20 protein-coding genes, 2 tRNA genes and 1 other RNA gene are annotated in these 23,426 nt (G+C 44.6%); 16 read left to right on the plus strand and 7 right to left on the minus strand.

What is annotated here, in order from left to right; all coding sequences use genetic code 11:
- Positions 1-11: 11 nt before the first annotated feature.
- The 13 genes from ACK8P8_RS04685 (at position 12) to ACK8P8_RS04745 (ending at position 19,059) form a co-directional block, all read left to right on the plus strand.
- A complete protein-coding gene (locus ACK8P8_RS04685) occupies positions 12-887 on the plus strand; it encodes a hypothetical protein (protein WP_410025574.1) in 876 nt (291 codons plus the stop codon).
- A 143-nt stretch (positions 888-1,030) separates the two neighbouring features.
- Positions 1,031-3,676, plus strand: coding sequence for a zinc-dependent metalloprotease (locus ACK8P8_RS04690; protein WP_369859277.1), 2,646 nt, complete (start codon positions 1,031-1,033; stop codon positions 3,674-3,676).
- A gap of 7 nt (positions 3,677-3,683) precedes the next feature.
- On the plus strand, positions 3,684-4,775 hold the full coding sequence (locus tag ACK8P8_RS04695; protein ID WP_369859276.1) for a redoxin family protein: 1,092 nt from the start codon (positions 3,684-3,686) through the stop codon (positions 4,773-4,775).
- 397 nt (positions 4,776-5,172) lie between these two features.
- Positions 5,173-5,709: an RNA polymerase sigma-70 factor gene (locus tag ACK8P8_RS04700; RefSeq protein WP_227216089.1), complete on the plus strand. Its 537-nt coding sequence runs from the start codon at positions 5,173-5,175 to the stop codon at positions 5,707-5,709.
- Positions 5,710-5,904: 195 nt separating this feature from the next.
- Positions 5,905-7,080: a FecR family protein gene (locus ACK8P8_RS04705; RefSeq protein ID WP_369859275.1), complete on the plus strand. Its 1,176-nt coding sequence runs from the start codon at positions 5,905-5,907 to the stop codon at positions 7,078-7,080.
- Positions 7,081-7,225: 145 nt separating this feature from the next.
- Positions 7,226-10,765, plus strand: a complete 3,540-nt coding sequence (locus ACK8P8_RS04710) for a SusC/RagA family TonB-linked outer membrane protein (RefSeq protein ID WP_369859274.1) — start codon at positions 7,226-7,228, stop codon at positions 10,763-10,765.
- 8 nt (positions 10,766-10,773) lie between these two features.
- Positions 10,774-12,282, plus strand: a complete 1,509-nt coding sequence (locus tag ACK8P8_RS04715) for a RagB/SusD family nutrient uptake outer membrane protein (RefSeq protein WP_369859273.1) — start codon at positions 10,774-10,776, stop codon at positions 12,280-12,282.
- Between the two features lie 12 nt (positions 12,283-12,294).
- Positions 12,295-13,263, plus strand: a complete 969-nt coding sequence (locus tag ACK8P8_RS04720; RefSeq protein ID WP_410025575.1) for a hypothetical protein — start codon at positions 12,295-12,297, stop codon at positions 13,261-13,263.
- Between the two features lie 95 nt (positions 13,264-13,358).
- Positions 13,359-14,360, plus strand: coding sequence for a TlpA family protein disulfide reductase (locus ACK8P8_RS04725; protein ID WP_369859272.1), 1,002 nt, complete (start codon positions 13,359-13,361; stop codon positions 14,358-14,360).
- Between the two features lie 110 nt (positions 14,361-14,470).
- On the plus strand, positions 14,471-16,171 hold the full coding sequence (locus ACK8P8_RS04730) for a S8 family serine peptidase (protein WP_369859475.1): 1,701 nt from the start codon (positions 14,471-14,473) through the stop codon (positions 16,169-16,171).
- Between the two features lie 6 nt (positions 16,172-16,177).
- The gene (locus tag ACK8P8_RS04735; protein WP_227216078.1) at positions 16,178-17,347 is read left to right on the plus strand and encodes a PDZ domain-containing protein; all 1,170 of its coding nucleotides are present in this window, start codon (positions 16,178-16,180) and stop codon (positions 17,345-17,347) included.
- A 25-nt stretch (positions 17,348-17,372) separates the two neighbouring features.
- Positions 17,373-18,644 carry a thioredoxin domain-containing protein gene (locus ACK8P8_RS04740; RefSeq protein WP_369859271.1) on the plus strand — a complete coding sequence of 424 codons (1,272 nt, stop codon included), beginning with the start codon at positions 17,373-17,375 and terminating at the stop codon, positions 18,642-18,644.
- Positions 18,645-18,852: 208 nt separating this feature from the next.
- Positions 18,853-19,059, plus strand: a complete 207-nt coding sequence (locus tag ACK8P8_RS04745; protein ID WP_369859270.1) for a hypothetical protein — start codon at positions 18,853-18,855, stop codon at positions 19,057-19,059.
- Between the two features lie 135 nt (positions 19,060-19,194).
- Here the strand turns inward: ACK8P8_RS04745 and ACK8P8_RS04750 are convergent, their stop codons facing one another.
- Genes ACK8P8_RS04750 through ACK8P8_RS04760 form a run of 3 tightly spaced genes read right to left on the minus strand, consistent with a single transcriptional unit; the run spans position 19,195 to position 19,823 of the window.
- A complete protein-coding gene (locus ACK8P8_RS04750) occupies positions 19,195-19,395 on the minus strand; it encodes a HepT-like ribonuclease domain-containing protein (protein WP_410025593.1) in 201 nt (66 codons plus the stop codon).
- Entirely contained in the window at positions 19,364-19,543 is a 180-nt protein-coding gene (locus tag ACK8P8_RS04755; RefSeq protein ID WP_369859269.1) for a ribonuclease HepT family protein, read from the minus strand. Before ACK8P8_RS04755 ends, ACK8P8_RS04750 begins: the two co-directional genes overlap by 32 nt.
- Positions 19,527-19,823 (minus strand): nucleotidyltransferase family protein, encoded by a 297-nt coding sequence (locus ACK8P8_RS04760; RefSeq protein WP_369859268.1) that lies wholly within the window; start codon positions 19,821-19,823, stop codon positions 19,527-19,529. Before ACK8P8_RS04760 ends, ACK8P8_RS04755 begins: the two co-directional genes overlap by 17 nt.
- On the opposite strand from ACK8P8_RS04760, the gene ACK8P8_RS04765 reads away from it, so the two are divergent.
- Positions 19,783-20,007 carry a transposase gene (locus tag ACK8P8_RS04765; RefSeq protein ID WP_369859267.1) on the plus strand — a complete coding sequence of 75 codons (225 nt, stop codon included), beginning with the start codon at positions 19,783-19,785 and terminating at the stop codon, positions 20,005-20,007. The two genes, ACK8P8_RS04760 and ACK8P8_RS04765, sit on opposite strands and share 41 nt — an antisense overlap.
- A gap of 113 nt (positions 20,008-20,120) precedes the next feature.
- Here ACK8P8_RS04765 and ACK8P8_RS04770 read toward each other — a convergent pair.
- The 3 genes from ACK8P8_RS04770 to ffs form a co-directional block, all read right to left on the minus strand.
- Positions 20,121-20,192, minus strand: a tRNA-Thr gene (locus ACK8P8_RS04770).
- Positions 20,193-20,216: 24 nt separating this feature from the next.
- Positions 20,217-20,290 (minus strand) — tRNA-Thr (locus ACK8P8_RS04775).
- Between the two features lie 8 nt (positions 20,291-20,298).
- Positions 20,299-20,398: signal recognition particle sRNA small type (ffs, locus tag ACK8P8_RS04780), an RNA gene on the minus strand.
- Positions 20,399-20,626: 228 nt separating this feature from the next.
- On the opposite strand from ffs, the gene ACK8P8_RS04785 reads away from it, so the two are divergent.
- A complete protein-coding gene (locus ACK8P8_RS04785; RefSeq protein ID WP_227217331.1) occupies positions 20,627-21,715 on the plus strand; it encodes a PAS domain-containing protein in 1,089 nt (362 codons plus the stop codon).
- Positions 21,699-22,829 (plus strand): hybrid sensor histidine kinase/response regulator, encoded by a 1,131-nt coding sequence (locus ACK8P8_RS04790; RefSeq protein WP_303180380.1) that lies wholly within the window; start codon positions 21,699-21,701, stop codon positions 22,827-22,829. Before ACK8P8_RS04785 ends, ACK8P8_RS04790 begins: the two co-directional genes overlap by 17 nt.
- Here ACK8P8_RS04790 and ACK8P8_RS04795 read toward each other — a convergent pair.
- Positions 22,826-23,425 (minus strand): 3'-5' exonuclease, encoded by a 600-nt coding sequence (locus tag ACK8P8_RS04795; RefSeq protein ID WP_099290503.1) that lies wholly within the window; start codon positions 23,423-23,425, stop codon positions 22,826-22,828. The genes ACK8P8_RS04790 and ACK8P8_RS04795 overlap by 4 nt on opposite strands.
- Position 23,426 lies beyond the last annotated feature (1 nt).

Below are 23,426 nucleotides of genomic sequence, written 5' to 3' on the forward strand. Positions count from 1 at the left end.
AAATGAAAGATATGAATAGAATAACTATAATTATCGGATTAGGAATCTTGTCCTTGTGTTTTTTGTTGTGCGGGTGTAGTTATGAGGACGATAAGATTGACGCGGAGGGACTCGAGGAAAAATACAGTGTGCCGCAAGGCGAACATGAGTTTGATGACCAGATTGTGGATTTTTATCAGTCGACGGGTACTTTTTTGTTGTATCGTTACGATCTGATTGATGCTGTTTGGAACGTGACAAGTTTGTATCCCAATAATGCGTACCCGTTGAAAGTGACTCTCCCGAAAGAGGAGTATCTGGAAAAGGCGGTTAGTTTGCTATTTTCCGAATGGCTGGGGTTGTACTCCCCCGAGACATTAAAAGCAACTTTGCCGAAAAAGATTTTACTGGCGGATACTGTTTTGCGGAAGAAAAGTCTGACGGATGAAGGTGCTTTGGTCGATTACACGTACACGGTTGATAATATTTGTATCGGGAACGTGAACGAGAGTATTAACTTGATTACGAGTTCATCCCGGAAGAAGAAATACAAGGCGATGTTGAATTTTGCTTATATTTCATATTGTATCGATTATCAGAAGATGGACGTGCCGGAAGCTTTTTACGCGGAAGTGGATTACTCTAAAGTGACGTCCAAGAATGCCGAGGACTGGGGTATCGTGAAATGGAGTTCCGGTATTGGAGCCAAGGAGGATATGTTGGGTTTCATCGAGTTGATTTTCACGGAAGACCAGTTTATGTTTGATTATTTCTGGTTCGCGAGTCCGGATGATTGGGGTGTTGATTCCAAAGGTATGATTAAGAAAAAATGCGGAATCCTAGTCGACGAGATGAAGCGTATTTACGGTATCGATCTGGAAGCTCTTTCCGGTTTGAAATTGAAATAGTGATGTCTGAATATACTACTCCTTCTGCTTCTTCCTTGATATAAACGGAAGTAGAGTCCGGAAAATTGTTCCTTGTATCCTGTGCTTTCCTTAAGGGGGAAGTGGAGGGAGTAGGTTTTGTATGTAATAAATAAAAGTATGTTATGAAAAAGTGGAAAATGGTAAGTGCGGTATTATTGTTGGTATTTCCTTTTTATCGGGAAGTACAAGCCGCGCTGCAAAGTAAAAAGGTTGAAACCGTTGTCAAAGCGGATACGGTAAAGGAAAAAAAGGATGAAGTGAAAAAGCCGACGGCTTACGAGAAATTGTTTCAAGATAAGTCTTGTAAGAGCGTGAAAAGTACGTTTATCACGATTCACAAAATAGAGGACAAAGTTTATTTTGAATTTCCGTTGAAATATTTAAAGAGAGAAATGTTACTTGCTTCATCACCGGCTGCCGCGAGCAATAATTTCGTGTGTGAAATCGGGGTGAAAAGTACGAATCATGTTAAATTCACGAAAGATGATACATTGATTTGCTTGCGGAAAGTTAATTCTACAACGACCTGCACGCAACGGGAGGAAGCGATGAAAAAAGCTGTAGCCCGGAATAATCTGGATCCGATAGTTGCATCCTACAAGATATTGGCTTATAACCCGGATAGTACTGCCGTAGTTTTTGATGTTTCCGGTATGTTTTTGAAGGAAAATGAAATGTTGCCGATTCTGCCAGAACAGGTCGGACAATATTCCGTTTCTTCCAGAATGGGAAATAGTGAACCATTTGTGTCTGAAATGAAGTCTTTTGACGATAATTTGACGATTAGGACGACGATGTCTTTTTCCGTTTTATTAAAATATTTCATGTTTACTGTTTATCGGAATGATGTTACGGTTGTCGCTGCCCGCTCGTTAATGCTCTTGCCGGAAGAAAAGATGCGCCCCCGATTTAGCGATTCCCGGGTGGGAATATTCTTGTACAATAAATTGAATGTATCGACCGAGGAAGATCAATTACAAAGTTATTCCGTGGCTCATCGCTGGAGGGTAGAACCGAAAGACGTGAAAGCATACGCGAAAGGTCAATTGGTAGAGCCTGTGAAACCTATCGTGTTTTATTTGGATGATGCATTCCCGGAAGCATGGAAAAAACCGATAAAAGAAGGGACTTTACGTTGGAATAAGGCTTTTGAAAAAATCGGTTTTAAAAATGTTATTCAAGTGAAGGATTACCCGAAGAATGATGCGTCGTTCGATCCTGATAATTTGAAATATTCTTGTATCCGCTATATCCCGTCTTCCACGGAAAATGCGATGGGGCTTTCTTTTATGGATCCTTCCACGGGTGAGATTATAGCTGCTACCGTATTGATCTATAATGATGTAGTGAAGGTTATCAATGGTTGGCGTTTTGTTCAGACCGCACAACTCGATCCTAGCGTGCGAACCAAGAAGATGCCGGATAAGATTATTGCCGAGTCGATAGCTTATGTGGTGGCTCATGAGGTAGGTCATTCACTGGGATTTATGCACAATATGGCGGCATCCGCCGCTTATCCGGTGGATTCGTTACGTTCGGCTTCTTTCACGAAAAAGTATGGGACGACGCCTTCCATCATGGATTATGCCCGATTTAATTATGTTGCCCAACCGGGAGATAAAGGGGTGAAGTTGACTCCGCCGGATTTGGGGGTATATGATGAATTTTTAATCAAGTGGGCTTACCAGTATTTTCCAAAAGCGAAAGACGCCGAGGAGGAAAGTAAGATTTTAGAAAAATGGGTGGACGAGAAAGCCGGAGATCCTAGGTATCGTTACGGGCGGCAGCAAATATACAGTCGTTATGACCCGAGTGCCCTCGAGGAAGATTTGGGGGACGATCCTGTAAAAGCAGGTGATTATGGCGTTAAGAATTTGCAGTATATCTTGAAGAATATGGATGAATGGATCGTGGATGACGAGAACGGGAAACAGAAAGCTGATTTGTATTCGGAGTTGACGGGACAATATTATCGTTATATCCGTAATGTACTTTATAATATCGGAGGTATTTACTTGACTTCAGTGAAAGAGGGGACACCGGGAAATATTTACCAATCTGTACCCCGGGAGGTGCAAAAGGCTTCGTTGGCTTGGGTGATGAATCAATTCCGTACTTGTGATTGGCTGGATAACGAAACGTTGAAAAAGAAACTTCCGTTGAAAGTCAATTCCAGTATTGTTGTTCGTAAACGGATAGCGGAAGTTTTAAAAAAGAGTTATGAAGGTGTGATTCTGTCCGCTCATGTTGCTAAAGAAGAGCCTTATACGGTGGAAGAGTTCTTTGATGATTATTATAAAGGAGTGTTTGAAAATATTCTTACAGGCAGGGCTTTGACGGAAGGTGATAAGATTTTACAAACGACGGCGCTTGATTTGTTAAGTGAAACTTTGCAGGAGAAGAAAGAGAAAGGACTTTTCAGTTTGGCTTCAAGTCAAAATGCTTATGCTCCTTCACCGGATGATCTGATTGCTTATGGATTGGACGAAAACGAAATGATTGAAAAGTATATCGGAAAGTTCGAGAGATTGGAAACGGAATCTGTAGATTTGAATTTAAAGAAGGAGTTATCTTTAAACAGCTTCGGGAATGGTTATGGCTGGCAGCATGAAGTGAATTGGCAGGTAATAGATAATTCAAAGGTCTATATTTATGATATGGCGTTGAGAGTAAAACAATTATTGGAGGAAACATTACCTTCTTCAACAGGTGATGCGAAACGTCATTACCAGTCTCTTTTGTTTACGTTGAACCGATTATTAAAGTGATAGCGTGATGCAAGTACGAATTTTGATATGGATTATATTTATTGTTTTATTTTTGAAGTGTACCCCTCCCGAGGGGTACCGTTTTTACCTTTCCGGTAATATCGCGGGGAAAGATACAGGGCAAGTGGTGTTATTTACACCGGAAATGACAACGAGTGCGACAGGCGAATTGAAACAGGGAAAATTCAAGTTGAAAGGAGAGGCTGCGGAACCGGGTAACTTTTGCTTGCAGATAGGGGATAAGAAATTATTCTTGTTGTTGGATGGTAAGAAAATGGAGTTGGTTTCGGATTACGAACATCTTTCCGCGGATAGTTTGACAGGCTCTCCTGCAAATGAATTACGTCTGGAATTTGAACGGATTTTATATGAAGAATATGAATCCAAGTTGATGGAAGTGTACGAGAAATATAATTATTTCAAGATCATGGAAGCCAAAGATCAAGTATTATTGGATGAAATGATGACAGAAAGTATGAAACACGATTCGTTACGCCTGAAACTGGCATTACGTTTTATCCAAAAACATCCCGATAATGTTTATTCTGTGTATTTAGCTGATAAAGAACGAAAATTTCATTATGAAATCGGAATAGAAATGTACAGGGCTTTATCCCCGATGATGCAGGAAACGGCGCAAGGGCAACGAATGAGAAAAGCGTTGGAGGATATTTCGGAATCGGCGGTCGGTAAATCCTTTCCCCGGGTGACAGGGATAAATGAAGCTGGTGATACTGTTGTTATCTCTTCTTGGACGGGTCGGGTGACCGTTATTGATTTTTGGGCATCTTGGTGTGCCCCGTGTCGGGAAGAGATGGCAAGTTTGAAAAGATTTTACCCGGATTGGAGGGATAAAGGGGTTGAAATTGTCAGTATCTCCTTGGATAATTCACTTGATGCTTGGCAAAAAGCCTGTCAGGAAGAGCAGATTCCTTGGATTAGTTTGCATAATCCACAAGGATTTAAAAAGACAGGACTCGTGAAGATGTTGGGGATTCGTGCCATCCCGTTTATTGTGGTTATTGATAAAGAGGGCAAAATTGTGGCAAAAGGGCTTCGTCGGAATATGCTACGTGATAAAATTGAAACGTTGTTGTGAAGAAAAGGTTTGGAGTGATAGTTTTATGGGATTGAGGTTGTTCAGCAGCCTCAATCTTGTTTTATGTTTCTACTTCCCGGAATAATCCAAATATTTTCGATTACTGAAACAGATGTGCGTACTTGCCTCTTTGGACGGTCTTTTCCGGCTTATTGTTTTTATAATTTCGAAAAGGTCGGGGTAATCCCTAGGAGAGGAAAATGTCGTTGTGTGATTGATAATATATTGTATATTAGTGTTATAATAAAGATGGCGAGAGGTAAATATGTCGAAAATAGGAAGGCGTAAAAGAAAATGTTTATTTTGTATCTGAAATATATTACGTATTTTTGTCTATTGGATAAAACAACTCAACGCGAGTCGCATGGAATTGGATAAGGTCTAGAGCAAGTGTAATATGCAGGATATTGTAGCAGATATAAGAGGAGGTAACAAGAACTCTTTCAAAGAGTTCTTCGAGGACTATTACCCTATCTTATGCGTGTTTGCATCCAAATACGTGAAGGACGACGAGCAATGCAAAGACATCGCGCAGGAAGCCTTGCTGAGTTATTGGGAAAAACGGAAAGATTTCGAGGATATATATAAAGTGAAAGGTTTTCTTTATATGGTGGCTCGTAACCGGTGTCTGAATTACTTGAAACGGGAACAAGTAAACCGGGCATACGTGAATGAGGCTAACTTGGAATCGGAGGAGTATTTTCACGAGGAAGTAATAGAACAGGAAACTTACAGGTTGGTACAGGAGGCAGTTGATGCTCTGCCCCAACAAATGCGTACGATTATTAAATACGCGATGGAAGGAATGAAGAATCCCCGGATAGCCGTCGAGATGGGTATCGCCGAAGGTACGGTGCACGCGCTGAAGAAAACCGCTTACCGTAAATTGCGGGAACAGTTGAAAGAGCATTTTTATCTTTTACTGTTGGTATGATACATGGATCGTATTCCATGTTACGCCGGATAACGATATCGAGAAAAAAAGTTTAGAAAAAATACTGCAATAACACATTGAAATATAGAGATGTAATGATAGTTTTCAATTTTTAATTCTCAATTTTCAATTCCCGGACTACCCCTGTTTTGAAACGAGATTGTTATACTAACGTGAAAGAGATAAAAAGTAACTATGGGATTAACAAAGAAACATTTTAAAATAGCCGAGACATTAGCCGCTCTGTTTACCGGTTCGCGAGACGAACAGGATGAACGGGATTTCGAGGCGTGGGTAGAGGGGAATGATAGGCGCAAGGCTTTTGCCGATCGGTTGTTGGACGTGGAGAGATTCGAGGGGAACCGGGAGGCGCTGTCGAAATTCCAAGTGGAGGAGGCGTGGAATAAAATAGATAAAAAATTAGGGGCAAAAGCGAGAAAGATTGCTCTCCGGAGATGGATGGCAAGTGCTGCGGCAGCGGTGGTGCTTGCTGTCGGTACCTATTTCTGGTGGAATGGCACGGGGGAGAAAGAACAACAGAAAATGCCTGCCATGTACCGGATCGCGGCAGGAACGACGGGCGCCAGACTGACTCTGGCTGACGGGAGTACCGTGGATGTGATGAAAGACCGGACGATGGAGTTGCAGGAAGTGGACGGAACAAGAATCGTGACGGATTCCGCGGGAATAGATTATTCGGCTAAAGTGACTGAAAACGCGCGAGAGGTGATAAACACGGTACAGACACTCACGGGAATGGAATATATGTTGACGTTGTCGGACGGAACGAGAGTGTTCCTGAACGCGGAAACGAAATTGAGATTCCCGACACGGTTCACGGATAAACAGCGAGCGGTGGAGTTGGATGGGGAGGCTTATTTCGAGGTGAAAAAGGACGAGGCTCATCCCTTTATCGTGAAGACGGGAACCGTGGAGATTGCGGTTCTGGGTACATCCTTTAACGTGCGCTCTTACAGTGGCGAGAATAATATAGCGACGACTCTGGTATCGGGCAAAGTCGCCGTGTCGGACGGAAAGGAAAGCAAGGAGATAAAACCCGGTGAACAGGCAGTATACATCAAGGAAACGGGAAAGATGGAGATCAAGGACGTGGATGTTTCTCTCTACACGGCGTGGCATACCGGGAAATTTATTTTCAAGAACGAGACGTTGGATGAGATGCTGTCTTATTTATCCCGCTGGTACGGGTTCAAGTATCGGTTTGTTGACGACCGGGCGAAGCAGGTACGGATTGGTGCGCGGCTGGAACGGTACGATAACATGAATCCTATCATCGAGATGTTGCGGAAAACAGGATTAGTAAATATTACACAAGTAGACGATATGTTGTATATATCAAGTACGGAATAGAAGAAAAGATGCGTTCTGTGCTGGATACACGAAACGCATCTTGTTAAATTAAAGTTTGTTACACTTTTAATCATTCAAAATTATGAAAAAAAAACAAGAAACCGTTTTCTTCGGACGAAGAAAATGGAAAAAAATTTTATTTGTAATGAAATTGAAACTTGTATTGATTTTAATCAGCAGTTTCCAGTTATCCGCTGCGGTGTACTCGCAGGGTAACGGCTTGACGCTGAAAATGGAAGATGTATCACTGGAACAAGTGATCTGGGAGATTCAGAAGCAGACCGATTTCGTGTTCATGTACGGGACTCGGGACATCGCGAAGGTGAACAAGTTGACCATTGACGTGACTGACAAAACGGTAAACGAGATATTGAATCAATGTTTGAGCGGCACGGGGCTGGTTTACGAGATTTCGGGAAACGCCGTGATTATCAAGCGTGAGGATGAAGATAAGAAGAAGATGGTCATCATCAAGGGAACGGTAAGAGATTCGAAAGGAGAACTGTTACCCGGCGTGACCATTATCGAGAAAGGTACTAGCACGGGCGTGGCAACCGGGATAAACGGGGAGTTTACCTTCACGACGGTACAAAAAGATAGTCTGACGCTTGTATTCTCTTTTATCGGGATGAAGACGAAAGACGTGAAATGGAACGGGCAGAAAGAGTTGAACGTGGTATTGGAAGAAGATGCCCAAGAGATGGACGAGGTGGTCGTGACGGGTTACCAGTCTATCAACCGGAGAGATATGGTGGGGTCGTACACCACGGTGAAGGCTTCGGATATCATGATGCCTGCCTATTCTTCGATAGACCAGATGTTGCAGGGACAAGTGGCCGGATTGATGGTGATTAACACAAGTTCCCGCGTCGGGGCAAGTCCCAAGATCAAGATACGGGGTACATCGACTATTCTGGGTAACCAAGACCCGTTATGGGTGGTGGATGGTATCATCCAAGAAGATCCTATCAAGATGAACGCTACCACGTATATGACGCAGGATTTGTCCAATATCCTCGGTAGTCAGATTTCATGGTTGAACCCGCGGGATATCGAAACTATTACCGTGTTGAAAGATGCTTCCGCCACGGCTGTTTACGGTTCGAGGGCATCTAACGGTGTTATCGTGGTGACGACGAAAAAAGGTAAAACAGATCGTATGACGATTAATTATTCAGGCAACATGACCGTGAATACGAGGCCGAATTACGGGATGTTCAACTTGATGAATTCCAAGGAAAGAGTGCAGTTCTCGGAAGATGCTTTTGCGAACAAGGCGATATATTTGAAGGAGCCTATCAAGCAGTATCATACCTACGAGGGTATCATGAAAATGTACCTCGCGGGCGAACTGTCGCAAGACGAGTATTTTGACCGTAAAGGGCAATTGGAAACGATGAATACCGATTGGTTCAAATTATTGACACACTCTGCCGTGAGCCACAATCACAACGTGAGCGTGTCGGGAGGAACGGAGAAAGTAACATACAATGTTTCCGCGGGTTACAGTAACGCCGAAGGGCAGGAAATCGGGAACTCGGACGAGAAATTAACCGGTCGTGTGGCGGTAGATATGCGGCTTCGCGAGAATGTCCGATTGTACACCACGTTCAATGCGGTGACTTCCAAAACGAAAGGTTTCGGACGAGATGTAAATCCGATGTCTTACGCTACCACGACTTCAAGAGCCTTGCCGGCTTATGACGAAAACGGGGATTTGCTATTCTACCGGAAAAGTGCTTCCTATTCGCTTAACAATACCTTGACGGATTTGGGATATAACTTTATCAACGAGCGTGATAATAGCGGTTCCTCGGTAGAAACCAGCCGTTTTAACGCAGCATTGGACTTTAGCTGGGATATCACGGATTGGTTGAAATATCAATTTACGGGAGGATACACGCGGGATAACAAGAACAACGAATCTTACCGCACGGAGAGAACTTTCGGGATCGCTTCCGATTACCGGGGATATGACTTTAACTCCGTGGATCCGGATAGCCGGGAATTTAAAGCCGCGATATTGCCTTTCGGGGGTGAGTTATTTACCTCGGACGCTTTGCAAAGCGGATACAATATACAAAACAAGTTGATCGTATCGAAGGGCTTCAACCCGGACAATCGTCTGAACGTGATGCTCGCGATGGAAATCCGTTCCACCCGGACATCGAATAATTCCAATACCGTGTATGGTTATTCCCCGGATCGCGGGGGCGCCCTCGTGCAGCCTACCCCGATAGAAGACCTTGAGCCTATTTCCGGTGCCTCTACCGGTTGGGGTATCTTGGATAATATCTACAAGGGAAGGTGGAAAAAAGAGTTGAAAACGGATAATTTCGTGTCTTTCTTCGGGACGTTCGCCTACACGTTCAGGAATCGCTATGTCGCTAACGTGACGGTTCGTAATGATGCTTCCAACCGTTTTGCGCAGGATAAAAACAACCGTTTCGATCCTACTTATTCGTTCGGTTTGTCGTGGCACGCCGCCGAGGAGAATTTCATGAAGGAATATTTGCCTTGGCTTTCAACGTTGAATATCGACGTGACTTATGGTATTCAAGGGAATGCCTTGACCAATTTAAGCCCGGATTTGTTGTTGAAACAGATGGGTGTGGCTAGTATATATAATCAATATTACTCGACCATATCTTCTATCCCGAACCCGAATCTTTCATGGGAACGTACCAAAACTTGGGATATCGGTGTCGATTTTGAACTGTTCAGGATGGTCAGTTTCGAGATTGATTATTACACGAAGCGGACAAATGCGATTGTTTCTAACGAGTTGCCTTTTGAATACGGAACTTCAACCACGAATCTGAATGGTGGTATCGTGCATAACCGCGGATTGGAATTTACCGTTCGTTTTACCCCGGTAAGGACGGATGATTGGGCATTGAGTGTTTCGTTGAACTCGTCGAAGAACTGGAACGAAACCGGGAAGTCAGAAATTCAAGCCAAGTTAGGTCAGTTCTTGGGCGGTTCGGGAACTCAGATATTGAAAAAAGGTTACCCGTTGGGCGGTTTCTGGTCGTATTCGTTTGCCGGGTTGAGCGAGGAGAACGGACGTCCTTTGTTTAACTTGTTGGACATCCCAGAGGGTGGGGCGGATCCGGACATTGATCCGACGTCGTTCCTCGTGTATTCCGGTACAAGTGAACCGACGTTCACGGGTGGTATCAACTTGGGTTTGCGCTATAAATCGTTTAACTTGTCTTCCAGTTTCGCCTTGCTGGTGGGAGGGAAGAAACGTTTACTCTCGCCTTACGCGAATTTCCCTTATTCTGTCAGAATCCCGGAGCCGGATATAAACCTGAGCCGTGACTTGCTGAAACGCTGGAAAAAACCGGGCGACGAGAAACACACGAATATTCCGGCATTGGTGACTTCTGCCATTAATACCCTGCAAACACCGGACGGCACGAATCCGACTTGGATCGAGGCATGGAATCAATCCGACGCGCGGGTGGTGGATGCTTCATTCTTCCGTTGCCGTCAGTTATCGTTGAGTTGGAATATGACTCCGGCAATGTGCCAACGTATCGGTTTGAAGAGTTTGTCATTGGATGCGAGCGTGAACAATCTCTTCGTGATTGCGAGCAAACGCTTCAACGGGTTTGATCCCGAGTTGGGTGATAGTGTCATGCCGAAGATGTATTCATTTGGAATTAATGTCGGATTTTAATAGATAAGATGATGAGAAAAAATATTATATTCTTTATGCTGGTTTTATTAGGAAGCTCGTCTTGCAGCAGTTTCCTTGAGCCGAGTTCACAAACGGAGTTTGTACCGAAAACTGCGACATCGTTGAACGAGATGTTGCTGGGAGAGGCTTACCCGAGATCGGTAGACGGTCAGGCTGTATTTGCCATGTTGCCGCTGTTTGATGACGATCTCACTTGTTCCGATTTTGCCGGAACTGCCAACGCGAACAGTGCGATGAGTTTTACCGCTTATCACGCGTTGTATTCGTGGCAACCGGACATGTTCGTCACGATGGATAACATGGGAGTTTTTTACAATAATAATTCATGGAAGGGATTATATATTCGGATACGCGGGGCGAATGCCGCCTTGGACTACTTGGACGACGTGACCGGTTCCGCTGACGAAAAGGCTGTTGTTCGGGCTCAAGCGCATGCTTTGCGTGCTTTCTACTATTTCCAGTTGGTGAACCTTTGGGGAGAGCCGTATAACTACAATAAAAAAGCTTTGGGCGTTCCTCTGAAAACGACCAGTGCCATGGAGGCCATGGAGTTACCCCGAAACACGGTGGAAGAAGTTTATAATTTGATTCTTGATGATTTGGATAAGGCGGAGGCTTTTTACGAGGCTTTGCCGGAAGAAGTGCGTTTCAGACGGGATTACAGAACGAGTCTGCCTATGGTGCAATTATTGAAATCGCGGGTTTACCTGTACATGGAAAACTGGAAAGATGCCGCTACTTACGCAGGTAAGGTAATTAATGATTGGAATTTCGGGTTGTTGAATTTGAACACCTTGAAAGCCCCGACTGCTCAGGAGCCCTATTATAATTTCCTCACGATGGATTCGCCCGAGGTGATTTGGAACTTTGGCAGTACGAATGATATTCTGACATACACCTCTGTTTATATAAGTCAGACGAATGGTACGGAAGTTATAACAAGAAAGAAATTCAATGCCTCCGGAGGTCTGTTGAACGGTTTCGGGCAAGGTGATTTGAGAAAAGACCGTTATATCGTGAAGGAATACGCGGATCAGAGCCGTTACTTGCCGTATGGTAAGATGAAGTTCAACTATATGCATGAGCCTATCGGTGAAAACGTCTTCGGTATGGCATTCCGGGTGGCGGAGGCTTATCTGAATCTGGCGGAAGCTGCCGCTATGGACAACGATGAGGCGACAGCCTTGTCCGCATTGAACGAGTTAAGACGCAACCGTATCGCTAACTATCAGGACGAAAGTAGACTGACGGGGGACGAGCTAGTCGAGCAGATTCGTCGGGAGCGTCGTTTGGAGTTGTGTTTCGAGGGACATCGCTGGTTTGACCTGCGTCGTTACGGGATGCCTTCTTTCTCTCGCGAATGGTGGGATAACGGGGTACTCGTGAAACAGTACACCTTGGAGAAGAATGATCCCTCGTACACCTTACCGGTCCCGCAAGCGGTGATCGAGCAAAACCGGAAATTGGAGCAGAACAAATTGGCAAATCCTAGATAATTTATAATAAAGATGAATACTATGATTCTAAAGAAATTACTATACGGAATAATGGGAGTGGCACTATTATCTTCATGTTACGATGAAGACAGCCTGACTCCCGGTGACCGGGTTATTGAATCCCGTTTTGAATTCCCGCAGGGAGACGAGAGTTGGGATAAAGATATTCAGAAGATATATGACGATTTCGGGATTTACGTGATTTATAAAAATTTCACCGTGGATGATTTCGATCGTTCATGGACAGGTGGAGGCGGGGGTGCGCAGGCACATTATGAAGGACAGGATGTGCAGGAAGGGCAAGAAGCTGCCGCTGTCGATTTCGTGAAAAACCATATATTCGCTTACCTCAACCGGGATGTCATCCAGCAGGCTATGCCGCCATACTTGTATATGGCGTATGATCTGGCTCTTCGCATGGAGTTGATGCCGGGATATGTCACGAAGTCAACCCCGAATTTAAGTGTTTCCGGGTTGGACTACTGGGCATTTGGCTGGGGGTACGTGCAGGAAGTAATGGGAAACCCCGTGGGAGAGGTTGCACCGCCTTCGACTGCCGATAGATTCAGATTGTACAGGGGTGAATTTATGCAGATCATTCTTCGGAATGCTGTCGAGAGAGGTAATATAGTGATGCCTAACGGTTTCGGGAGAAACTTTGACTATAAGACTCCCGTTGTGACAGGTTCTGTCAATGAAGACGATCCGAATTATTACATGAAGAGAGGTTTTCCCGGAAAGATGGGATTTATCGGTTTTCGTTTAAGTGCTTTGACGAGTATTAATGACATGAATCCGCGGGAGTGTTTTATATGCTATATCCATATGTGTTTATTTTACACGAAGGAACAGTTTGATACTCAATTTGCTGCGAAGTTCCCCGTGCTGGCGGAAACCCGTCAACAAGTTGTGGACTACGTGAAAGAGAATTACAATGTTGACCTTGAAGCTATTGCCGAGGGACCGGAAGTAGCGCAATAAATAAAATGGGTTGTTCGAAAAGTCTTGACGTGTCATATCGGGCGAAGAGGCTTTTCGGGCAACTCCTTTTCCGGGATTAATTTAATAAAGACACCATGTTGAAATTGAAATGGACTGTTTTGTTACTATTAGTAACGAACGTGTCGGCTTTTGCCCAATCCGGACTGAAAGTATCCGGGAAATTGAGGGTGTTGGAACCGACGACGATAAAAATAGAAACGATAACGGGAAAAGTAATCCTGAGCGCGGAAATCAATAAAGATCAAGTGTTTTCAATGGGTCCCAAGGAAATTACCCCGGACGTGTATATTTTACGTTTGGGAAAAACAACGCAACCGGTTTATTTAACCAACAGGGAGATTACCGTGAAGGGATTCTATGACAGTAAGAATATTTCAAACAGTTCCATTGATTTCGCTGGTATTGATGAATATTACGAGATTCTGAATTGGTTGCCCAAAGAGAAAAGCGATAAGGCGGGCGCAACATTCCCGGGCATAAAAGAGAAACTGAACGGTTCGATGTACAGCGCGTTGGCTTATCTGGCAAATATTCAAGTTTATGAACCGAATAAAATATTGTGGGAGTGTATGCCCGAAGACGCGAAAGCGTCTTATTCCGGTCAATGGTTGCGGCAACGTGTGGATAGTTTGAAAAAATGGGCGATTGGTGCCGAGGCGTATAATTTCACTTATGTTGATTCTGACGGGAAGGAGGTTAGCTTGAGCGATTTCAGGGGGAAACTCGTGCTGGTTGATTTTTGGGCGTCTTGGTGTGGACCTTGCAGGCAAGAGATGAAAAGTTTACTGCCGATTTATAATGAATTGAAAGGGGATGATTTGGAGTTCATCAGCGTGTCGTTGGATAAGCGGGAAAAGGATTGGCGGAAAATGTTGGAAGAAGAAAATCTGCCTTGGGTCATGCTTTGGAACAAGGAAGGATTCACGGCGGGCGATAAGCCGAACACGATACAGCAAGCCTATGGTTTTTACAGTATTCCTTTTATCGTGTTAATTGATAAGGAGGGGCGTATCGTGGAACGAGGCTTGCGGGGAGAGCAGGTGAAAAAGGCGATCTTAAAAGCCAGACGGGAATAATTCTGGATTTATAAATTCTGTGATTTCATGATTATATAATCACGGAATCATTGAATCGGCAATCACTGGATAATAAGGTTTCGTATTGTATAATATTATAACTGTAAATGATGAAAAAGTATTTATTATTACTCGTGTTAAGCGCGTGCGTGAGCGTGGCGAATGCACAGTTGATCAAGCAGGATAGTCAAACCCGGAAACAACAATCGGATTTGGATTGGTATAATTGTTCTTTCAGCGAGGACGGGGTGTACGGGGCGGAAGTGAACAAGGCTTATGAATTTCTGAAAGGAAAGAAATTAATGAAACGACCGGTCGTGGCTCTCGTCGGGACGGGAATCGACGTCGAGCATGAAGATTTGAAGCGGGCGATCTGGATAAACCCGAGAGAAAAAGCGGACGGGAAAGATAACGACAAAAACGGGTTGATTGACGATATTAACGGCTGGAACTTCCTTGGCGGTAAAGATGGTAAGGTCGTGGAAAACATCACGAGCGAGGGAAATCGGGAATTTTTGAGATTGAAAGACAAATACGCGGATTATATCACGAGTAACGGCGAATTCTTCAAAATTATAGATGGCAAGCGGACGAAAGTGTCCGCACTGGCGAATCTGTCGGAATACTCCTATTACAAGAATAGCGTGTTGTCGGAATCTTCAATTGCCAAGGCATACGGCGGTTGGCAGATCGGGTATGTTATTCGGGAATACGGGGATTTGTTTAAAAAAGAACTGGACGCGAAATTCCCCGGTCAGAAGATAACCTTGAAAGAATTTCAAACGTGTTATGACCCGAAAGCCCCTCAAGATTCTTTGAGAGATGTCGCTTTCACGATGATAGCTCTTGGTTTTCAAATATATAAGGTCGATGATTACGATGTGATATACAAGAATTTCGTGGAGAGCGTCACGGAGAGTGGAAAAGAAAAATATGAACAGGAATTGAAAAAGAACGGTCACGACAAGCGTGAAGAAATCACGGGTGACGATTACTTGAATATAAAAGACAACAAATACGGTAATAACGTGCTACTGACTTCCGATGCGGCATTCGCGACGATGCAGGCAGGGGTGATCGGTGCCAAGCGGGGAAACGGCTTGGGAGGTGACGGCATTATGGACGAGGCGGAGATCATGACTTTGCGCGTGGCAGGAAGCGGCGGTGAACCTTACTTGAAAGATATGGCGTTAGCTATCCGGTATGCCGTGGAGCATAAAGCGGATATCATCGTGCTGCCGCAACAGAACTCTTTGTACCCGGAGGCTCAAAAGAAATGGATGAGCGAGGCTTTACGCTATGCCGAGAGTAAAGGGGTGCTGGTCATCGTTCCAGCGTGGGAATTGTCGTATGATTTGGCAAAAGTGACATTTTACCCGAATCGTTGGATGGATGGCGCGAAAGAATTGACGAATTTGATCGTCGTGAGTGCTTCCGATAAAAATGGTAACCCGTCCATGAATTCGAATTACGGGGCGGAAGAGCTGGATTTGTACGCTCCCGGCATCAACGTGTATGCCGCGTACACGGGCGATACTTACCAGACCGGTTCCGGCGTGGGGCTGGCAACGGCTTCCGTTGCCGGGGTGGCGGCTTTGATAAAAGCCTATTACCCGAATCTGACAGGAGCGCAAATACGGGAAATTTTATTGGATAACGTCACTTCCCGGAAAGGAGTTGAAGTCGAAAAAGGTATTCTGGTGGGAGGAAAACAAACACAGGATTTATTCCTTTTCGATGATCTATGCTTGTCTGGGGGAATACTGAATGCTTATCAAGCGATTGTGGCAGCCGAACAGGCAGGAAAATAATAACGTATGTGGAAGATAAAATCAGTAGGGGCATTTCTTGTCGTTTTGTTTACCTTACCCGGTGTTCGGGCGCAACAGGCAACCCGCCGTGTTTGTGACACGATCCCTTACGAATTTGTGCATGACAAGATCATTATCCCGGTGACCGTTAACGGTGTCCGAGTGAAATATATCATTGACACGGGCGGGCAGACCGGAACCGTGCGGAATGTAGCGGTAGGCATGGGGGCGACAAGTACCGGTGCGGCGAGAAGCGTGTCCGATGTCAATAGCTTGGGGCAGACGTTTGAAACCGGGATATTGCGTGACATCGAGTTGAGCCCGAATTACAAGCTGGCAAAACTGGAAACCATGATCTTCCCGGCGAACGGGTTCTTTGCCGATTTAGGGGTGGCGGGAATCCTCGGGGGTGACGCCTTCGCCGAATCGGTAATCACTTTTGATGCCCGTGCCCGGATCATGATAATCAATTATCCCTATCGACCCTTGGGGTTGAAAATCACGGAAGGAACAGCCATATACCCGGGACAGGCACACCATTCTATTGTTGATGTCGATTTCGGGGGCGTGACCAAACGGGTGTTGTTCGACACGGGGGCTTCCGGTTTCCTTTTGCTCTCTTCCGGGGATTATGCCGATCTGAAAGACCGGGTGAAAAACGAGAAAGCGGGACACGCTTTTGGTGTCGGCAGCGTTGGGATCGGGGGGCTGAATCTTGACAAGCCGATAGAACTCGACAAGGTAAGTATCGGCGAGATGGATTTTCTCGGCAAGAAGTTCACGGGTATCGGGAGCGTCACGATCAACATGGGAACGTCCATCATCGGGGTGGATATGTTGCAACACGGCAAGGTGATTATCGACTATATGCGCGACCGTTTTTATTTCTTCCCTTATGACGATACCGTCCGGGACATGGGCGGGGCTCCGCGGATATGGGAGGTCGGGATATTGCCCGTGAAAGGGCATTTCGAGATAACCACCCTGTGGGATAGCGCGAAAGGTAAATTGGAATTGGGTGACCGGGTGGTCAATATCAACGGGAACGACCTTTCGGGCGTGAAGCAAAGCCAGTTGGAAATAGACGCGATGATGGATGCGATCGAGGGGGATACCGCGTATATCGTGATTCTGAAAGACGGGAAGGAAAAGAGGGTAGAGATTAATAAATGGTGATTTAAAGATTAAACACGTGAAGGAAATGAACAAATTATATCTATTGGCATACGTCCTGCTGTTGCCGCTATTGACGTCGGCTCAAGTAAAGAACACGGCGACGGAAGTAAAAGATTACCGGGAAACGGACGGGAAGATGATCATCGAGATGATAGTAAACGGCGTGACTGCCGACTTCGTGCTGGATTTGGCGGGGCATACCGCCATTCTCCCCGAATACGTGGAGAAGCTTAATATTGATCCCGCGAGCGAGGGGGATTTCCGTTACGATACGTTCCAGTACAAAAAAGTGCCCGTGTCCGGTAGTGTTTCCGTCAGTACGATGGCGTTCGGGAACAACGTGTTCGGTAACGAGGTTGCCGCTTTCGTGTTGGAAGACGAGCCTTATTTGCGTGAACTGGGAGTTGCCGGTATTGTTGGCGGCGCATTGTTCCGTGACGTGGTACTGACTATCGACAGTCGCCGCCGGAAGATTACCACCACCGTGCCTTACCGCCCGTCATACATGAAGTTGGATCATCGTGCGGATATGAACGTGTTGCCCGGCTCGGCGGTCGCTTTGCCCGTGACGCTCGACGGTACGGCGTTTTCTCTGGTCTTCGATACTTGGAACGGGGGTATGGTGACATTGACTCCCTCGGATTTCGATAAATTGAGCGGTTCGGTCGGCACTGAAACTTCATTGTACAACGGCTACGGGAAACCCGTGATGACAGCAGACGTGAAAACCGCGGGTAAGTGTGATTTCGTGAAAAACAGTTTTTCCATTATTGCCGTGGTGCTTAACAATGAATTACCCCGTTCCGTGGTGGGAACGGGCATTTTGCGGGAAGGGATTATCTCCATCGATTACCAGAAACGGAAAGTGTATTTCCAATCTTTTGACCTTGCGGAAGTGAAGGACGACGCACGGGAGGGAACGACTGTTACCGTGGAAGCGGGGAAACTGACCCCGATCACCCGGGATTATTTTCTCGAACAGGTCTACGACTACCGGAAAGACAAAGAATTTGTCTTCAAGGGGGATAAGCCCGTCGTGATTGATTTCTGGGCGACATGGTGTGGTCCCTGTATGCGTCTGATTCCCGAGCTGGAAAAGATGGCGGAGAAATACAAGGATCAAGTCATTTTCTTGAAGGTCAACGCCGACAAGGAAAAAGAATTGTGCGGTAAGTTTAACGTGGTAGCCCTTCCTACCTTGTTTTTTATCCCTGTCGGGGGTAAACCGATTGTAGAAACAGGTGCTTTACCGGAGAGATACGAGAAGATTATCCAAGAGCGGTTATTGAAAAACTAATCGTGTAAAACCTGCCTAAAGGTGGCACGCTAACGGGTAAGCGGGTGTAATTAAATAGCCCTGTCGGGTTAAGACCAACTTAAGACCAACTTATGGGCAGGTTAAGGGCAGGTTAACGCGAGGTGTGATACTACTGTACCCCCATTTTTCGGCTTTTGAATCACGGTAGATAATAATTGCTCGTTGAAATAATAAAGGATTTTACATCTTGCCTAAGATAGTAAAAAGCGTGTTACTCTACACGAATAACATGCACGCATTACTGCGCGGGACTGACCGGAAACGGCAGTCCCTCTTTATTCTAAAAGACTTGAATATCAATCTCTGCGGCAAGCAATGGTTTTACATTTTCTACGAAGGTTTGGAAATGAGCGGTACTGCAATGATAGTTAAATGCTTCTTTATTGGTATATAAATTATCTAATATCTTTTTGTTGTGTGTGGTTGAATTTGAACTTTATATAAAAGGTGTCTTTAGATTATTGCAAATATAATCAGTAAAAGCAACGGAGATAGTCCATTGCCTGTAAATTTTATTCATGCTGGTGTTTTATTCTAGTTCTTGTTTGTATTGTTCAACCTTCTCCCTTAATGGTAGTAGTTCTGTTTGAATGGTAGCCCATACCATTTCATCACTGATTTGATAATAACCATGTACCAAAACATGACGCATACCAATTATAACTTTCCATTCAACTTCCGGATGCTTTTCTTTAAATTCATTCGTTAGTAAATATGCTGCCTCTCCAATTTATCTCTAAATTCTTGATAATGGCAAAACGTAATATTTTGTTACCCTTGTACTCTTCAAAATTGATACCTTGGGTAAATTCAAACAAGTTATCAATAGCCTCTACTATATGGGATAAGCGGTTAATATCTTTAGGCTTCTCTCTCATAAATCAATATTTTATCTTGTTCTGCTGATTCTTTGGCGAAATCTTTCAACTGTCCCTCTTCCACCAAATCAATTTTCTTGTGCAAAAGAGATTGTAAAGTGTTCACTATACTAATATACTTGAAAAGAGTAACATTTGCATTTTTATCAAAGCGTACAAGTATATCAATATCACTTTCCCTTGATTCTTCTCCACGCGAGTAAGAACCAAACTCCCATGCTTTTTCCACAGGTTGTAGCATGAAAAATTCTCTTAATTTATTGACAATAGCTTGTTTCATATATGCTCTTTTTGCAAAAATAGTGAATGTTGAGGAGAAAACTATTTTGAATTATTTTGACAACAGGAGTACAAACGCGGCCGCCGAATCGTTTAATGCCAAAATTAAAGAGTTCAGGAGGGTATTCAGGGGTATTAGAGATATTAAATTTTTCTTGTTTCGACTGTGCAAAATTTACGCTTAACATGAAAAAAAACAGATTTTCCAGTTGTTCCGAGAAAACCATTATGTTGCATCTTATTTGAACAATAATTCTATAAAACAAAAAAGCAGCCAAGAAATTGACTGCTATCCCTGAGCTGTTATCGGGATTTGAACCCGAGACCTCTTCCTTACCAAGGAAGTGCTCTACCCCTGAGCTACAACAGCAACTGAAAGAACTTTACTTTCTTGAGCCTCTTGTCGGATTCGAACCAACGACCCCGAGATTACAAATCACGTGCTCTGGCCAGCTGAGCTAAAGAGGCGTCTCCAAAAAGGGTAAGCTGACTATGTCGCACCGCTACAACCATCTACCCTTGCTGCCTTCCGACCCTGGGGGAGTTCGACAGGAGCTGGTCGCATAGGACTTACCCGGGCACAAAAGTACAAAAATCTTCTCAGTTACCAAATGTTTTCTACCTTTTTTGTACAGGAAAATATGAAGGAGAATTTAATATATTGGCTAATAGTTGATTATTTGGAGATGTATTTTATTGTTGTTATATAAAAATAGGGATTTATGTAACCTAAAGTGTGAAATTCGGGTATAAATAGTGACAATTGAAAGCATTTATTAAGGACTAAACGATCCAAACGAACGTATGCAAACAGAAAATAACATGACAGGGGCGGAGTTTCTCTCGGATTTGAATGTATTATTATCCACTAACGTGGGATTAAACAAAAACGTGAAACAAGCTTTAAGGAGATTGGGTGAACACGAGAGAGCCGATCAGGTGTATATCGTGAGTATTAACCATGATATGACTTTCACGATATCGGAGGAGTGGACGAAAAACGGTGAATCCGTGTTCCCGGAAACGGACGAAAAGAGAAGTTTCTACTATGACCGGAAACTCGAGCGGGAGTTGGAAAGGGATAATTATATATATATACGGGATGTAAACGAGGTGACAAACGAGGGGTTAAAGAATATCATGCATGCCATGCAGGTACGGTGCGCGATATTTTTACCGTTATATATATCGAGTCATCTTTTCTCGTTTTTATGCTTGAGCCGCTGCCATGACGAGGAGCCGTGGATAAAGGAGGAGATTGATTTTTTGATTCAGGTGGCATCTGTACTGTCGGGTGCGTTGGAGAAAGAGTTGATATTGCGCAAGCTGGTGAAACATCACGCTCTTTATCAGGATTTTATCGAGAACCGGGTGGACTACATTTTGAGGCTTAACAGGCATCTGCATATCAGTTTTTCCAACAAGACCTTTTACTCGTTATTCGGTGACAGCCCGGACGATGTTATCGGGTGCAGGATAGGGGATTTGATGACGGAAATGGATATCTCTTCCAAGCAGTTGGAGGCGGTGACAAAACATACCGATACCTTGTTGACCTTCCATGCCCAATTGGCGCGACGTGACGAGGTGGTGTTTATCGAGTGGTACGCTTATCCCGTGCGATTGGGACGGGAGCACATCGAGATTCATTTGATCGGGCATAACGTGACCAAATACAGGGAGGCGGAGAACGAGTTGAATTTATTGAAGACGGAGTTGCAAACTTTTTCCGAATCCATGTTTCCCATGTGGAAATCTATCCATGAGGGGATTACGTCCAACGCGGATGAAAAGGATGAGTTGACGGGTAAGGCGGAGACATTTAATCGGCTCTACAAGGAGCTTTTGTCAAAAATTGGTTATAAATTTGCGGCGCATGCATATAGATCATAGCGAATACACGATACTTTTGGCGGATGATTCCATCTCGAATCTGGAGAAAATGAAGAGTCTGCTTGCCGGGGAGAATTTCAAGTTGATAACCACTCTGGAGGCGGACGAGGTATTTTTACTCGCTAAATTGAGGATGCCGGACTTGATCATTGTCCGCCTCGGGTTGGAAGACGGCAAAGGTATTGTTGTCGTGCGTCAATTGAAAGAGAGTACTTTAACCAAGCATATCCCGATACTTTACATGACGCTTCCCAACCGGCACGAGGATTTTCGAAAAGTGGCGGATTACGAGGAAGTGGAATTTATTTCCCGTCCGCTGAGTAAAAAAGAGTTGATGCTGCGTATAAACAATCAGTTGCTTTTACTGGAATCTCAACGAATTATTGCTTGTCAGAACGAGAAAATTCAAAATGTGGTACGTTCCAAAGAGAAATTGTATTCGGTTATCGCGCATGATTTGCGCGCCCCGATCGGGACGTTGAAAATGATTCTTGAGGCGATAGATCACCAGAAAGAGAAAATTCCGGATTCCAATATCAAGCATCTGATCAAGATGTTGCAGGAAACAACGGACGAGGCGTATTTGTTGCTGGAAAACCTGTTGCTGTGGAGCAATAGCCGGAACGGGGTATTGAAACCTGTTTTGCAGACGTTCTCTTTTTCCGAGGCAGCCAAAGATGTCGTGATATTGCAGGAAAATATCGCCGAGGCCAAAGGGATCAAAGTATACAATCACTTGGATAAAGCTTTTCCGGTTCATGCCGATCTAAACATGATGAAAACCGTGTTGCGCAATTTACTGTCAAACGCGATAAAATTCAGTTACACGGGCGGGGAAATAAACATTGACGGGGAGGAAAAGGACGGGTATCTGATCGTGTCCGTGCGAGATAAAGGGCAAGGAATAAGTGAAGAGCATCAACGGGATCTGTTCGCGGACGGCTTGCATTTCATTTCTTACGGGACTCAAAAAGAGAAGGGTAGCGGGTTAGGACTGCAACTTTGCAAGGATTTCGTGAAAATGAACCACGGGAAGATATGGTTTAACTCGAAGGAGGGTAAAGGAACAACATTTTATTTTTCCATTCCCGTGTCCGATAAAGTCCCGAATTAGGACACTTGTTGAAGTTGACTCTTCCCGGATTTCAACGCTTTATACATTTTGAGCGCACCCCACGCGTCTGTCGCGGCGTAATGAACTTGGGCGGGTGTAAGTTTCGGGGCTTCCCAGTTGGACGTGCGTTGTCGTTTTGAAATCTTTACATGAAATATGATAGACATGAGTTTCGAGAAAGACATTTCCTCGATCTTGAACGCTTTGGCGAAAATCTGTAAGTCCAGAAAACTGGCAGGAGTAAAGTTCCCCAATTTTCTCAACCCACGGATGTCGTCCCGTATGCCCACGCCTACTTTCGTGACCTCCTCGTTTGCCAGAAGTGCTTGCAATTCTTTTGGGAATCCGCACTTGTTCAAGCGGAATAGATACACCCGCTTATCTGTTGCCAACTGGAGCAAGCCGACTTGGTGCGTCACTCCTTTTTTGAATGCCGGTTTCGTCTCCGTGTCGAAACCGATGTAGGGATACGAGAGCAAATCTTCCACGGCCGCTTGAACCTTATTCTCGTGATCTATCACGACGATTTCTCCGTCAAACGTGAAGAGCGGTAACTCCTCTATCTCCTCCTCACTTATCTTTGTCTGGTATTCCATG

Source organism: Butyricimonas muris (assembly GCF_046365375.1).
GTDB classification, from domain to species: Bacteria; Bacteroidota; Bacteroidia; order Bacteroidales; family Marinifilaceae; genus Butyricimonas; species Butyricimonas muris.

Coding starts and splice junctions, on each gene's coding strand:
- ACK8P8_RS04685 (WP_410025574.1), top strand. CDS start 12: ATGAATAGAATAACTATAATTATCGGATTAGGAATCTTGTCCTTGTGT.
- ACK8P8_RS04690 (WP_369859277.1), top strand. CDS start 1,031: ATGAAAAAGTGGAAAATGGTAAGTGCGGTATTATTGTTGGTATTTCCT.
- ACK8P8_RS04695 (WP_369859276.1), top strand. CDS start 3,684: ATGCAAGTACGAATTTTGATATGGATTATATTTATTGTTTTATTTTTG.
- ACK8P8_RS04700 (WP_227216089.1), top strand. CDS start 5,173: ATGCAGGATATTGTAGCAGATATAAGAGGAGGTAACAAGAACTCTTTC.
- ACK8P8_RS04705 (WP_369859275.1), top strand. CDS start 5,905: ATGGGATTAACAAAGAAACATTTTAAAATAGCCGAGACATTAGCCGCT.
- ACK8P8_RS04710 (WP_369859274.1), top strand. CDS start 7,226: ATGAAATTGAAACTTGTATTGATTTTAATCAGCAGTTTCCAGTTATCC.
- ACK8P8_RS04715 (WP_369859273.1), top strand. CDS start 10,774: ATGATGAGAAAAAATATTATATTCTTTATGCTGGTTTTATTAGGAAGC.
- ACK8P8_RS04720 (WP_410025575.1), top strand. CDS start 12,295: ATGAATACTATGATTCTAAAGAAATTACTATACGGAATAATGGGAGTG.
- ACK8P8_RS04725 (WP_369859272.1), top strand. CDS start 13,359: ATGTTGAAATTGAAATGGACTGTTTTGTTACTATTAGTAACGAACGTG.
- ACK8P8_RS04730 (WP_369859475.1), top strand. CDS start 14,471: ATGAAAAAGTATTTATTATTACTCGTGTTAAGCGCGTGCGTGAGCGTG.
- ACK8P8_RS04735 (WP_227216078.1), top strand. CDS start 16,178: ATGTGGAAGATAAAATCAGTAGGGGCATTTCTTGTCGTTTTGTTTACC.
- ACK8P8_RS04740 (WP_369859271.1), top strand. CDS start 17,373: ATGAACAAATTATATCTATTGGCATACGTCCTGCTGTTGCCGCTATTG.
- ACK8P8_RS04755 (WP_369859269.1), bottom strand. CDS start 19,543: ATGAGAGAGAAGCCTAAAGATATTAACCGCTTATCCCATATAGTAGAG.
- ACK8P8_RS04765 (WP_369859267.1), top strand. CDS start 19,783: ATGAAAAATTCTCTTAATTTATTGACAATAGCTTGTTTCATATATGCT.
- ACK8P8_RS04760 (WP_369859268.1), bottom strand. CDS start 19,823: ATGAAACAAGCTATTGTCAATAAATTAAGAGAATTTTTCATGCTACAA.
- ACK8P8_RS04785 (WP_227217331.1), top strand. CDS start 20,627: ATGCAAACAGAAAATAACATGACAGGGGCGGAGTTTCTCTCGGATTTG.
- ACK8P8_RS04790 (WP_303180380.1), top strand. CDS start 21,699: ATGCATATAGATCATAGCGAATACACGATACTTTTGGCGGATGATTCC.
- ACK8P8_RS04795 (WP_099290503.1), bottom strand. CDS start 23,425: ATGGAATACCAGACAAAGATAAGTGAGGAGGAGATAGAGGAGTTACCG.